The organism is Mesorhizobium sp., from assembly GCF_004963255.1.
Taxonomy (GTDB): Bacteria; Pseudomonadota; Alphaproteobacteria; order Rhizobiales; family Rhizobiaceae; genus Mesorhizobium.
In genome coordinates this window covers 81808-94235 of sequence record NZ_SUGA01000011.1, presented here as the reverse complement: position 1 = coordinate 94235, position 12428 = coordinate 81808, and the positions used below count along the sequence as shown (strand labels likewise).

The 12428-nt window shown below is 62.8% G+C and carries 15 protein-coding genes and 1 pseudogene; 8 read left to right on the top strand and 8 right to left on the bottom strand.

Going from position 1 to position 12428, the window contains the following annotated elements; all coding sequences use genetic code 11:
- Nucleotides 1-37: 37 nt before the first annotated feature.
- From E5X34_RS14830 to dapD, 3 genes and pseudogenes are all read right to left on the bottom strand, one after another.
- Nucleotides 38-738, bottom strand: a pseudogene (locus E5X34_RS14830) (hypothetical protein).
- A 7-nt stretch (nucleotides 739-745) separates the two neighbouring features.
- Nucleotides 746-1117: a DUF805 domain-containing protein gene (locus tag E5X34_RS14825; protein ID WP_128258640.1), complete on the bottom strand. Its 372-nt coding sequence runs from the start codon at nucleotides 1115-1117 to the stop codon at nucleotides 746-748.
- A gap of 128 nt (nucleotides 1118-1245) precedes the next feature.
- Nucleotides 1246-2100, bottom strand: coding sequence for a 2,3,4,5-tetrahydropyridine-2,6-dicarboxylate N-succinyltransferase (dapD, locus tag E5X34_RS14820; protein WP_292565832.1), 855 nt, complete (start codon nucleotides 2098-2100; stop codon nucleotides 1246-1248).
- Between the two features lie 144 nt (nucleotides 2101-2244).
- Between dapD and E5X34_RS14815 the strand changes: the two genes are divergently transcribed.
- On the top strand, nucleotides 2245-3090 hold the full coding sequence (locus E5X34_RS14815) for an LOG family protein (protein WP_126063415.1): 846 nt from the start codon (nucleotides 2245-2247) through the stop codon (nucleotides 3088-3090).
- A gap of 112 nt (nucleotides 3091-3202) precedes the next feature.
- On the opposite strand, the gene E5X34_RS14810 is transcribed toward E5X34_RS14815, so the two are convergent.
- Nucleotides 3203-3826 carry a response regulator transcription factor gene (locus E5X34_RS14810; RefSeq protein WP_292565829.1) on the bottom strand — a complete coding sequence of 208 codons (624 nt, stop codon included), beginning with the start codon at nucleotides 3824-3826 and terminating at the stop codon, nucleotides 3203-3205.
- 358 nt (nucleotides 3827-4184) lie between these two features.
- Nucleotides 4185-4787: a sensor histidine kinase gene (locus E5X34_RS14805; RefSeq protein WP_292565979.1), complete on the bottom strand. Its 603-nt coding sequence runs from the start codon at nucleotides 4785-4787 to the stop codon at nucleotides 4185-4187.
- A gap of 355 nt (nucleotides 4788-5142) precedes the next feature.
- Between E5X34_RS14805 and E5X34_RS14800 the strand changes: the two genes are divergently transcribed.
- The 3 genes from E5X34_RS14800 (at nucleotide 5143) to E5X34_RS14790 (ending at nucleotide 6685) form a co-directional block, all read left to right on the top strand.
- The gene (locus E5X34_RS14800) at nucleotides 5143-5559 is read left to right on the top strand and encodes a hypothetical protein (protein ID WP_189475957.1); all 417 of its coding nucleotides are present in this window, start codon (nucleotides 5143-5145) and stop codon (nucleotides 5557-5559) included.
- 206 nt (nucleotides 5560-5765) lie between these two features.
- Nucleotides 5766-6218, top strand: a complete 453-nt coding sequence (locus tag E5X34_RS14795; RefSeq protein WP_050070922.1) for a hypothetical protein — start codon at nucleotides 5766-5768, stop codon at nucleotides 6216-6218.
- Nucleotides 6218-6685: a hypothetical protein gene (locus tag E5X34_RS14790; protein WP_292565823.1), complete on the top strand. Its 468-nt coding sequence runs from the start codon at nucleotides 6218-6220 to the stop codon at nucleotides 6683-6685. The genes E5X34_RS14795 and E5X34_RS14790 overlap by 1 nt, the downstream gene beginning before the upstream one ends.
- Before the next feature lie 43 nt (nucleotides 6686-6728).
- Here E5X34_RS14790 and E5X34_RS14785 read toward each other — a convergent pair whose 3' ends face one another.
- Nucleotides 6729-7436, bottom strand: a complete 708-nt coding sequence (locus E5X34_RS14785; protein ID WP_126063409.1) for a pyrimidine 5'-nucleotidase — start codon at nucleotides 7434-7436, stop codon at nucleotides 6729-6731.
- A 149-nt stretch (nucleotides 7437-7585) separates the two neighbouring features.
- Here E5X34_RS14785 and E5X34_RS14780 point away from each other — a divergent pair, with 149 nt between their 5' ends.
- The 3 genes from E5X34_RS14780 to E5X34_RS14770 all read left to right on the top strand — a co-directional run bounded on the left by E5X34_RS14780 (nucleotide 7586) and on the right by E5X34_RS14770 (nucleotide 10229).
- Nucleotides 7586-8347 carry a GGDEF domain-containing protein gene (locus tag E5X34_RS14780; protein WP_292565820.1) on the top strand — a complete coding sequence of 254 codons (762 nt, stop codon included), beginning with the start codon at nucleotides 7586-7588 and terminating at the stop codon, nucleotides 8345-8347.
- Between the two features lie 272 nt (nucleotides 8348-8619).
- Nucleotides 8620-8793: a hypothetical protein gene (locus tag E5X34_RS14775; protein ID WP_292565817.1), complete on the top strand. Its 174-nt coding sequence runs from the start codon at nucleotides 8620-8622 to the stop codon at nucleotides 8791-8793.
- Nucleotides 8790-10229: a GMC family oxidoreductase gene (locus E5X34_RS14770; RefSeq protein WP_292565814.1), complete on the top strand. Its 1440-nt coding sequence runs from the start codon at nucleotides 8790-8792 to the stop codon at nucleotides 10227-10229. Before E5X34_RS14775 ends, E5X34_RS14770 begins: the two co-directional genes overlap by 4 nt.
- Before the next feature lie 82 nt (nucleotides 10230-10311).
- Here E5X34_RS14770 and E5X34_RS14765 read toward each other — a convergent pair whose 3' ends face one another.
- On the bottom strand, nucleotides 10312-10479 hold the full coding sequence (locus tag E5X34_RS14765; RefSeq protein WP_292565811.1) for a hypothetical protein: 168 nt from the start codon (nucleotides 10477-10479) through the stop codon (nucleotides 10312-10314).
- A gap of 94 nt (nucleotides 10480-10573) precedes the next feature.
- Between E5X34_RS14765 and E5X34_RS14760 the strand changes: the two genes are divergently transcribed.
- Nucleotides 10574-11062 carry a MarR family transcriptional regulator gene (locus E5X34_RS14760; RefSeq protein WP_292565808.1) on the top strand — a complete coding sequence of 163 codons (489 nt, stop codon included), beginning with the start codon at nucleotides 10574-10576 and terminating at the stop codon, nucleotides 11060-11062.
- A 516-nt stretch (nucleotides 11063-11578) separates the two neighbouring features.
- Here the strand turns inward: E5X34_RS14760 and phhA are convergent.
- Nucleotides 11579-12415, bottom strand: a complete 837-nt coding sequence (gene phhA / locus E5X34_RS14755) for a phenylalanine 4-monooxygenase (RefSeq protein ID WP_292565805.1) — start codon at nucleotides 12413-12415, stop codon at nucleotides 11579-11581.
- Nucleotides 12416-12428 lie beyond the last annotated feature (13 nt).

Below are 12428 nucleotides of genomic sequence, written 5' to 3'. Positions count from 1 at the left end.
GGAGCGGTTCGCCGTGTCCTTGAAACTGTGAACCGCTCTAGCGGCGGCCTTCGATCAGCGTGATCTTCTGCCAGATCTTGCGCGACAGGTTGGAGCTCAGGTTCTCGATGTCGTTGACCCCGTCGATGACGACATCGTCATTGACCGACTGCGCGAACAGCGCCGCCACCTTGCCGGTGATCGACAGCATCTCCGAGCAATAGTCGAGATAGCGCGCAAGGTCCGCGGCGTTGGTGATGCGGGCGGGCGAGTGCGCGGTCGGCTTGAACTCGGCCGAAAGCGCCGCCGGGTCCTTGGTCAGCTGATGCATGTCGATGACATGGATCAGCGAGCGCAGCCCGTGCAACTGGCGGAAGACCTTCTTGCGCTTGATGCGCTCCTCGGTGCGGACCAGCGCCAGCAGTCCGAGCACGGCCAGGATGACGGTGTTGATCGTCGCTTCGATGCCTTGCATCGACTGCACGGCGTCGTCGGCGCCCGAGATGCGGTCGAGCGGCAGGATCGTGCCGACGAACAGGAACACCGCCACGCCGGCGATGAAGGCCGCGATGATGACGCCGCGCAGCCACCAGATCGGCGTCTCCAGTTGCCTGGCCGCCTTGGCGAGGTCCCGCGACAGCGACACCAGCTCGGCGGCGACGCCGCGCAGGCCGGCATTTGGAAAACGCTCGCCGATCCGCCCCTCCAGCCTTCGGCCGTCTCGATGATCAGTTGCGGATCGAGCGCGCGGTAGCGCATGACGGCCTCACGAATCGGCCGGCGCGTTGGTGCGCCTGCCGTAACGGTTCGGTCCGGGATCGCTGCGGAAACAGGAGAGGATGATGAGCAGGATGGGGCCGATGATGAGCGAGATCAACGCAAAATAGGTCGGCTTGCCGAAATCATGGAAGCGCTTTGCCGTTACCGCGAAGGTGGCCCACGCCGAGATCAAGAGCACGCCCCAGCAGATCATGGCCCAGTTCTGGCTGGCGCTGGTGTTCAACTCCACCCGCGCGAACTGGTAGAAAGGGAAAAACTGGACGAGCACCAACAAGACGCCGGCAAGCGCATAGGCGACCGGGCTCAGCCGCCCCGAAAGGCTGAAGAACAGCCAGAGGAATTGCGATCTTTCAGACAATCGCGTCCGCTCCGTCAAAGCATGTCTCCCGAAAGTGGGAACCGGTTTCGGGACAAAGACATGCGCAAGGTCAAAATCCTAAAGCGCAGGGAGCGAATCTGAAAGATCGCGACGTGCTTCAGGCAGGATCAATCGCGCAGCAATTCGTTGATCGAGGTCTTCGAACGCGTCTTGGCGTCGACGCGCTTGACGATGACGGCGCAGTAGAGGCTCGGACCCGGCTCGCCATTGGGCAGCGGCTTGCCTGGCAGCGAGCCGGCGACGACCACCGAGTTCGCCGGCACCTCGCCGTAGAAGACCTCGCCGGTGGCGCGGTCGACGATCTTGGTCGACTGGCCGATGAACACGCCCATGCCGAGCACCGACCCTTCGCGCACGATGCAGCCTTCCACCACTTCGGAGCGCGCGCCGATGAAGCAATTGTCCTCGATGATGGTCGGGCCCGCCTGCATCGGCTCCAGCACGCCCCCGATGCCGACGCCGCCGGAAAGATGCACGTTCTTGCCTATCTGGGCGCAGGAGCCGACCGAGGCCCAGGTGTCGACCATGGTGCCAGAATCGACATAGGCGCCGACATTGACGAAGGACGGCATCAGCACGGCGCCCGGCGCGACATAGGCCGAGCGGCGCACGATCGAGGACGGCACGGCGCGGAAGCCGGCCTTCTCGAAATCGACGGCGCTCCAGCCGTCGAACTTCGACGGCACCTTGTCCCACCACACCGCCTGGCCGGGACCGCCCTTGATGATCTCCATCGGGTTCAGCCGGAAGGAGAGCAGCACCGCCTTCTTCAGCCACTGGTTGACATGCCACTTGCCGTCGTCCCGCCGCTCGGCGACGCGGGCGACACCGCGGTCGAGCAGGTCGAGCGCCGCCTGGATGGCCTCGCGCGTCTCGCCGCGCGTCGCCGTCGAAATCGTGTCGCGCTCCTCGAAAGCCTTTTCGATGGTCGTTTCGAGGCTCGCCAGATCGGGCTTCGACATGATTTCGCTCCATTACCAAGCTGTTAAGGGGCTCAGCCTTAACCTGTTTAAAAGTCGCGCGGACCCTATGTTAAGGCTGAATGAGGGTCAATCGCGCCAGCGTCACGGGACGGCGCAGTTAAGGGAATTGGACGGGTGGATTCGATGACTCCCATGGAAAAGGCGGGGTGGACGCCGCTGCCGCATTCGGATGAGGACCTGGAGCGCGCGAAAAGCGTGCCGGACACCCCGCAGACTCGTGCCGAAACCTACCGGCTGGCCTGGAACGATCCGGACTTCATGACGCGGCGCGAATTGCGCGCCGTGCGGCTGCAGCTCGAGCTCCTGAAGCCGGAAATGATCCTGGCCGAACGCGGCATCCGCTCAACCGTGATCCTGTTCGGCGGCGCCCGCCTGCCCGAGCCCGGCGGCGAAGCCTGGGCGGCGAAGAACGAGACGCAGAAGAAGAACCTCGAGGCGAACAGCAGATATTACGAGGAAGCGCGCAAATTCGCCCGTCTGTGCTCGCAGCAATCGGCCACCTCCTATTATCGTGAATATGTCGTCGTCACCGGCGGCGGGCCTGGCGTCATGGAGGCAGGCAACCGCGGCGCCGACGATGTCGGCGCTCCGTCGATCGGCTTGAACATCGTGCTGCCGCACGAGCAGGCGCCCAACGCCTATGTCACGCCGGAGCTCTGCTTCAACTTCCACTATTTCGCCATCCGCAAGATGCATTTTGTCATGCGCGCCAAGGCGGTCGCCGTGTTCCCGGGCGGCTTCGGCACGATGGATGAGTTCTTCGAGACGCTGACCCTGATACAGACCGGGCGCATGGAGCGCGTGCCGGTGATCCTGTTCGGCAAGGCCTTCTGGCGAAGGGTGATCGATCTCGATTTCCTCGCCGAGCAGGGCACGATCTCGCCCGGCGATCAGGATATCATCGATTTCGTCGACACCGCCGAGGAAGCCTGGGACATCATCCGACGCTTCTACAAGTTGGGGGAGTAGGAACTGAGGAATTGAAGAACTGAGGAATTGAGGAAAAAAGACATCCCGATCGTTCCTCCATTCTCCAGTTCCTCAGTTCCTCTACTTCCGACCGCATCCCGGCCATGCCTGCTCACACCGGCAACTCGGCCAGCCAGCCATTCGAGTGCGCGAAGCGCACAATGGCCGCGCGCGAGCGGAGCTCGAGCTTCCCGGACGCTCTGGTGCGATAGGTTTCGATCGTCTTGATGCTGAGGTTGAGGCGGGACGAGATTTCCTTGTTGCTGTAGCCGAGCGCCACCAGCCGGATGACCGACCGCTCCCGTTCGCTGAGATTGCCCGGATCGCCCTGCGGGGCGCTGCGCGGGCTCAATATGCGCGCCGCGAGTGCGGGATCGACATAATTGTCACCGGCCAGTACGCATCGGATGGCCTGCAGCAGGTCCGTCGCGGTCGAGCGCTTGACCACGAAGCCGCGGCCACCGGCCGCAAGCACCTGGCGCAGGCAGCCGGGGTCTTCATGCGCCGTCAATGCTATGCAGCTGACCTCGGGAAAGCGCTCGCCGAGCCTTTCGATCAGCACGCTCCCGCTGTCGCCGGGAAGCGATATATCGACCACGGCGATATCGGGCAGCGTCTTGCCGATCCCTTCAAGGGCATCCTCGGCATTCCCGGCCAGGCCGACGACCGTCAGATCTTCCTGGCTGTTGATCATCGCCCCGACCCCCGACAGCATGATCGGGTGGTCGTCGACCAAAAATATCCGCCTGCAGCGCACCTTTATCCTCCATCAGTCGTGAAGAGCCCTTCCTCCGGAAGAGCCTCTTGTCCTTGATGGTCTAGGCAACAGCCCCGCATGGCGCGGGACGCCCGTCTGTATCGGCAAGCCCTGAGGCGGCCGTAGCGGGTAAAGCTATCCCCCCGCCTAACCCATGCGGCGCGGATTGTAAGCCGCAGCTAATGTCCGGGATGTGCGGCGCTTCACGTAGACGAGTTTAGGAAAGGAGCGTCGCGGTTTTGTTGTCCGAATCCATGCAAAACCAGATACTTGGCAAACGCGACGAACAGGCCCGAAGCCGAAGCGGTCCTTGGAAGGCGCAGCCCTTCCCCACTATTCAATGTGCCAACGGCACATCCGCATAAACGGTGGTTCCTTTCATCGCGGCGCTTTCGACCGTCAATTGACCGCCGACCAGCGCCAGCCGCTCCCGCATCCCGGCAAGTCCCAGATGGCCCGGACCGGGGTCGGCGCAGCCGTTAAAGCCGCGGCCATCATCCTCGATTGCCAGGCGCATTCGATCGTCCTGAATATGGGCCGTTACGCTTACCCGGCTTGGCTGGGCATGCTTGCCGATATTGGTAAGCGCCTCCTGCGCGACACGATAAAGCGTGAGCGCGGTCTCTGCCGGCAGCGGGCTCGAAAGGGCGTCGAGATCCATCTCGCATGGAATGCCGAGCTGGCTGCAAAGCATTGTCGCCAGATCCTCGACCGAAGCCCGCAGGCCGAGACGATTAAGGTCGGCGGGCCGCAGGTTCCAGGCAGCGTCATGCACCTTGGCGCTGAGTTGATCGACAAGCATCACGGCACGCTCGAGCCGGCCGTCCATCTCTTGCGTGCCGGCACGGACGTTGTGCAACTCCAGCGCGACGCTGGCCAGCATCTGGCCGAGGTCGTCATGCAGCTCCCGCGACAGGCGCAGGCGCTGCTCTTCCTGCACGGCGATCAAGCGCCGCGCAAGCCTACGGCGCAGGGCCCTATCGTCCTTGCCTATGGCCATACCCGCCCACATCAACCTTTCTCTTCCCACTGCCGTCGCGAGGATCGCAGGCCACCCGCGGGTCGGCGAGAAAAGGCATGAATGTCTGCGCAGTATACACCCGCCAGATGCCCTTATGCCTGTCAGTTTTTTCCTGATTGCTTCAATTTTTCCTGACACGGGGATCGGCAGAAAAACTGACAACCTCCGCTGATCAACCCGAATGTATCGCCGCTATTTCTGCGTGCATCCTTCAAGCGTCCTCCCGGTCATCTTGAACTGCCCGGGAAGCTCAACGCAAACGAAGGAGAACGTCATGAGAAAGATCATCCTGGCCGCGGCCGTACTGTCGGCTCTGACCGGTACGGCATCCGCGCTTTCGATCGGCAGCGGCAATGGCAACGGCAATGGCAATGTCGGCGTCGGCAACGGCAACGGGAACGGCAACGCCAATACCGGTGCCTTCAACGGCAACTTCAACGGCAACGGCAATTTCGGCTTCGGCAACGGCAACGGGAACGGCAATGCCAATATGGGCGCCTTCAACGGCAACTATAACGGCAACCTGAATGCCGGCGTCGCGAACGGCAATGGCAACGGCAACGGCAATTTCGGCCTCGGCAACGGCAACGTGAACGGCAACGGGAACTGGGGCCTCGGAAACGGCAATGCCAACGGCAACGGCAACTGGGGCGCCGGCAACGGCAACGGAAACGGCAACGCCAACCGCTAGCGCCGTCCAACCGCCAGCGTCGCCAAGCTTCAGTTTGGAAAGACGCTGATGGCTCTGGGACCGCCGAGCCACGCGCCCGCCCCCCGCGCAAGGCTATCGCGACATGTCGCCGGCGGTCCCAGTCCTTTTCGACGAACGATCCTTTTCGAAACAGGGGCCAATTTCGAAAACCCAATTTCAAGCTTAGCCATGGAAGGAGCTCGCAGATGAAACGCTACGTCATACCGGCGCTATGCCTGGGGTTGTTGAGTGCAACCGCGGCGAAGGCCGACACCACGACAGGCAGCCAGGCCTTCGGCATGTCGGCTGTCCAGGCGGCGGTCGGCAAATACGGCCAGGCCATCGGCTCGGACGTCAGGGGCATGAATCCGCTCGGCAACTTCGGCGGCAATCTCGGCTACAAGAACAGCGGCACCGGCAATGTCGGCGCCTTCAACAGCGGTACCGGCAATGTCGGCGCCTTCAACGGCAACAACAACACCTCGGCGACGAGCGGCAACGGCAACATCGGCGCCTTCAACGGCAACGGCAACACCGGCGAATATAACGGCAACAGCAACATCGGCGCCGGCAACGGCAACTTCAACGGCGGTTCGTTCAACGGCAACGGCAATGCCGGCGCCTTCAACGGCAACTTCAACGGCCGGGGGAATCGCTGATGACCGGCCTGAAATCATCCCGACCCGCCCGGCCCCGCGAGCGCCGGGTGGCGGCGAGGCTGCTTGATGGCAACGGCCTCGCGCTCGGCACCCTGCTTGCCGCGTTGCTGGCCGCCGATGCCTCGACCCTGGTCAGGATTGCCGATCTTCCAATCGGCGCCGGTGTCGCCAACGGCCTTGGCAGCACCGGAAATTTCAACGGCAATGGGAATGCCGGCAACTTCAACGGCAATGGCAACAGCGGCAATCTCAACGGCAACGGCAATGCCGGGAGCTTCAGCGGCAATTTCAATGGCGGCAGCTTCAACGGCAACGCCAATTGCGGCAACGGCCACGGCAACGGCTACGCGTCCGACGGCAACGGCAACGGTACGGTAGCAGCCGGCAATCCGGACGTCTGCCGGTTCTTGAAGGAACTGAACGGCCGGCTGGGACTACCGCCCGGCACGATTCCGGATTTCGACTAGAGGGCATCGTCCGCACCGGCGACGCACGGCTATGCGGAGTTGGTCAGGCTACGACGTCGACGATCGCGGTCAGGAAGCCGGCGAGATCGTCGGTGACGAAATCGACGTCGTCATCATTCGCCGGGTCGCGTTCCCAGATTTCCGAAAAGGTCGGTTCGAAATTGCGCGGCACCACCAGCACGGTCGTCATGCCGAGCGATTTCGGCACGGCCAGATTGCGCGCCAGGTCCTCGAACATCACCGCATTGTGCCCGGTCACCGAGTGCAATTCGGCGAAGCGTTCATAGGTCTGGCGCTCCGGCTTGGGATTGAGCCCCGCCGCGACGATGTCGAAGATGGCGTCGAAATGCTCCAATATGCCGAGCTGGCGCGCGGTGCGCTCGGCATGCCTGCGGTCGCCATTGGTGAAGATGAATTTGCGTCCGGGAAGCTGGCGGATCGCCGCGCCCAGCACCGGATCCGGCACCAGCCTCGAATAGTCGATATCGTGTACCTTCTCGAGAAAATCGTCGGGATCGATGCCGTGCCGCTTCATCAGCCCGTTCAGCGTCGTGCCATATTCCAGGTAGAGTTCCTTCTGCAGCTTGCGCGCGTCGTCGCGCGAAAGCGTCAGCAGCTCGCCGACATAGGCGGTCATCTTCACATCGATCTGCGCGAACAGGTTCGAGTGATGCGGGTAAAGCGTGTTGTCGAGGTCGAACACCCAGTCCGTGACATGGGCAAAGCGGGCAGGATCGGGTGTCATTGTCATGGCTTCCTATGGCATGCCGGCGCTGAAGTTATCCACAACTTATGCGCGTCACGAAGTGTGAAAATGGCGTCTCGCTTCAAATTTTAAAAGTTCCGGAAAGGTCGCCTTTAGCGCTTGCTGGCACAGAGGCTATCCCTTGGGAGCAAGTGATGAGCCGCATATTTCTAAAGGCCGCTACCGTAGCATTCGCTTCGGTCGCCGTCTCGCTGTTGTTGACGCTGATCGTGGTTCCGGCAATGGGCTTTCCGATGAGCCGCACCGTCTGGCTGGCATCGACGCTATGCCCGCTCGTGCTCGCCTGGGCCGCCAGCGCCGGCAGCTTCTGGCACAGCGACCGGTTGCAGAACGCCCATCGCGAGCTTGCCCGCGCCCACGCGCAACTCGCCGCCGCGCACAGGCGCCTCTCCGAAAAGGCAAGCCGCGACGACATGACCGGCATGCTCAATCGCGAAACCTTCTTTGCCGCGCTCGATGGATCGCGGCGCAAGAGCGACCGCGGCGCGCTGCTCATCATCGACGCCGATCACTTCAAGAGGATCAATGACAGCTACGGTCATCTGACAGGGGACGAAGCGCTGCTTCTGATCGCCGGCGCCATCGAACGCGGCGTGCGCAGCGGCGACGTGCTCGGCCGCATCGGCGGCGAGGAGTTCGCGGCTTTCCTGGTCGGCGCCAGCGAGCGTGAGGCCAAGCATGTCGCCGAACGCATCCGTCGCGAGGTCGAGCTGATCCGTTTCCGCCCTGACGACGAGCGCACCGTGCCGCTCACGGTCTCGATCGGTGGCATAAGCTGCGGCGAGGGTGCAACCGTTTCCGATTTGATGCGCGCGGCCGACCGCCGGCTCTACGAGGCGAAGAACCGCGGCCGCAATCTTTCGATTCTCGACCGCGAGCTTCCCGAAGCGGCTTGAAGCATCGCGGCGGGCGTCCTGCATGTCGCCCAAAAGTGCGAAGCGGGTTTTGGGGCAACGACATGCATCGAAAACTCGACAGCGCGGCGCCTAAACCGCTCCAGTGCGCCGCGGGTTATGAGAACCCTAACCATGTCCATATTCAACCGCGCTAAACTTCCGGATGTAACGCCGTCTTCACCCGGGTTTGGCACGGAATTGGCCTCATCGGCGGCATGTGTGCCGTTCAGGAACGGCATGCGTGGATCGAGCCCTCTATCGAGAGACGTGTCATGAGCAGGTTCATAAGAAGAATATCGCGCCGCGCGATCGTGCAGGCGCTGATCACGTTGCCGGCACTGTCGCTGTTCCGCAACCCGCCGGCCCCCGCCAATCCTGACGAGATCGACCGCGATGAAATCGTCGAGATCAACGGATGGATCCTGCGGCGGAGCGACCTCGCATGATCTTCGACAGCTACGAAGGCTACAAGCAGGCCGGCTTCAAACCCAAGGTCTGCATTCTCGGCTCCGGCCCGGCCGGCACGACGATCGCCAGGAAGCTGGGCGCCGCCGGCATTCCTGTCGTCGTCCTTGAGGCGGGCTCGCGTGAGTTCAGCGACGAGTCGCAGGATTTCTACCGCGGCAAGACGGTCGGCGACTTCTACTTCGACCTCGACATCACCAGGCTGCGCTTTATGGGCGGCTCGTCCAACCATTGGGCCGGCTGGTGCCGCGTGCTCGACAGGCAGGATTTCGAGCCCAAGGCCTGGGCGCCGGACACCGGCTGGCCGATCAGCCGCGCCGATATCGAGCCTTATCTGAAGGAAGTCCACGACATCCTCGAGCTTCCCGATTTCCGCCCCGATGTGCCGGTTTCGGACGACATACGCTGGGTGCAATTGATCAAGAGTCCCGCCGTCCGCTTCGGCGAGAAATTCGCCGACGAGCTCGACCGGAGCAAGAACATCGCCGTCGTGCTCAACACCTATGCGACCGAGCTTATCGGCGACGGCAAGCGCGTCACCGGCGCGAAGGTGTGGTCGAACGGCCAGGACGCCGGCACCTTCAGCGCGGACTATTTCGTCACCTGCACCGGCGGGCTGGAGAATTCGCGGCTGCTGTTGTGGTCGAACGAGCGTTCGAATGGCGGCGTGGTGCCGAACGCGGCGGCGCTCGGCCGCTACTGGATGGAGCATCCGACCTTCGAGGGCGGCAACGCCATTCTCGCCAACTATTCGGAGTTCGAGGTCGATGCCTCGAACGAAGCCTTCTTCTCGCCGACGCTTGCCGCGATGGAGCGGCTGCAGATCATGAATTTCGGCATCCGCCTGATCGAGAGCCCCTATCCCAATGTCAAGAAGCTGATCGCCGACCTTGCCTGCACCGCGCCGAACATGGCGGAGTGGATGTCGTCCCAGCTCGACCAGCGGCTGCGTTGCGCCGCCCAGCTCTACGTCGCCTGGGAGCAGGCGCCGCTCGCCTCGAACCAGATCGAGCTGTCGAAGACCGATGTCGACCACGCCGGCGTGCCGCGCATCGAATTGCACTGGAAGAAGTCGCCGCTCGAACGCCGCACCCTGATCGAGGGGCTGAAGCTGTTCGGCACGACGCTGGCGCAGAAGAATCTCGGCCGCGTCCGCATCGACGACTGGATCAGCAATGGCGCCGATTACCCGACCAATGAGGAGACGGCCGGCCACCACCATATGGGCGGCACCCGCATGGGCACCGATGTCCTGAAGAGCGTCGTCGACGCCAATTGCAAGGTGCACGGCATGGCCAATCTCTATGTCGGCGGCTCATCGGTGTTCTGCACGTCGGGCCAGTGCAACCCGACGACAACCATCACCGCGCTCGCCTGCCGCCTGGGCGAGCATCTCGGCAAGGTGATCGCCGTCTGACGTCCGAAACGCCGGTGGCGCCGGCGCCTGGAGCGGCAACCGGCGCCGCTCTGGCGCTTTTGGGGGAATTGCGGCCTCGCGCTCAGAGGCCGTAGACTGCGATGCGCACCAGCACGGCCGCGGCCGCCAGCGCCACCAGCAGGATGCCGAGGCCGATGGGCGAGCCCCAGCCATACCACTCCATCGCCAGCTTGGCGTATTTGTATTCCTCCTCATTCGAGAGAGGGGTGCGCTGTTGGATCAAGTTCATTATTCACTCCTTGTCGGCGACTTTGCCCTTGCCACGCAAAAGCGTCCTCGCATATTGATACGATAGTCTGAATGTTAGACAGATAGATAGTTAGATGATCGAAATAAAATCGTCAAGCACGAAACGCGATGAAATGACCCGCGATGTCGGCCTTGCCGTCATGCGCTGGCAGGACGCCACCCAAGCTTATGACGAGGCGGTGGGCGCACGGCTGGGCCTGATCGCGGCGGAGCGGCATTGCCTGGGACTGCTCTATGCGGGACCGCAATCGGCGGGTGCCGTGGCGGCAGCGACCGGACTGACGCCAGCCGCCGTCACTGCATTGATCGACCGGCTCGAGGCGCGCGGCTACGTCACCCGGACCCGCAGCCTGGAGGACAGGCGCAAGGTGGTGATCGAGGCGACCGACCTGACCAGGGAATTGTCAGAGCGCTACTACGGCACGATCGCGCGCGAGGGCGAGAAGGTGGTGGCGAGCTTCAGCGATGCGGAGCTCGCGACCGTGCTGCGCTTCATCAATGCCGCGCTGGACCTGCAGAGCGAGCAGCTGGCCAGGATCAAGGCCGAGCCGGACAAGGCATAACGAGAGATTCTGCGCAGGACTTTGAAGGGTTGCCGTTTGTCGACCGGCACTTTTCACCGTTCCTTTCCGTGAAATGAGTGCAAACGCCGGGGGTTGGCCGAAGCCTTCCAACCTCGTCAGTCCCTGGGCGGAGCCGCGAAGCGGCGTCGCCGAGGCCTGGGGTCCATTCCGTGACTTTGATCGACGAACGCAGCGGAGCAGAATTCTGCGGCAGCACTCATGCGACACGGAATGGATCCTCGGGTCTGCGCGCGTCGCTTCGCTCTTTGCTCCGCCCGTGGATGACGACTGGGTGGGCATTTCGGCCAACCTCCAAGGCATGCCACCTGCCCAACATAAACATAGCCGATCAGTCAAAATCCCTGTGCTGGAAACGTAATCGCAAAAGGGACGAAGCGGCCCAGCTGCCTTCCAGCAACTGAGCCGCCCTGAATGTCGGTTGGGCGAAAACCGACCTCAGAGCAATTCCAGGAAAAGTGCGTCGCGGTTTTTCCGTCCGGAATTGCGTAAGAACAATCACACCGTTGCAGGGTCGAGTGCCGGCTGACCCTTGAACCGTGAGACGATGCCGGCAAGGTCGCCATTGGCGAAGGCATCGCGCAGCGCATCGAAGGATGGCAGCACGAAATAGGCGCGCTGGAACTTGTCGATCTCGTAGCCGGTGCGCATCACCGTCTCGAGGTCGAACGGCACATGGTGGGCGTCCTTGCTCTCGACCGCGAACTGCAGCTCGGTGAAGGACGACATCAGCCCGGCGCCGAAGGCTTTCAGCGGCTGGCCGGCTTCCTGAATGAGGCCGTATTCGGCGCTGTACCAGTAAAGCCTGGTGATCATCTCGTCGCCGCCGAGCGCGATCATGTCCTCCGCCTTCTCGCCATACATCTGCATGAAATCGGCGAACACCGGCTGGGTCAGGATCGGCACATGGCCGAAGAAATCGTGGAACATGTCCGGCTCGACGATATAGTCGAGCTCCTTTTTCGTCCGCAGCCAGTTGGTCACCGGGAAGCGCCGGTTGGCAAGATGGTCGAAGAAGGGGCCGGCCGGAATGAGGCCGGGCACGGCGACGATCTCCCAGCCGGTCAGCTTGCTGAGCTTTTCGCTCACCGCGTCGAAATCCGGAATCCTGTCGAGCAGCCCGAGCGCCGCGACGCCGTCCAGATAGGAACGGTGCGCGAGCTTCTGGGTCAGCTTCGTCTGGCGGTCGCACAGCATGCGCCACACCGCCTGTTCCTCGGCGGAATAGTCGTAGCCTTGCGCCACCGTGAAATCGCCGCGGCAGACCGAATAGTCGCCGCGAAGGCCCTGCGCCGCGCATTCGGCGGCGTAATCGGCAACGCTGATCGTCATCATATCCTCCTCTGAG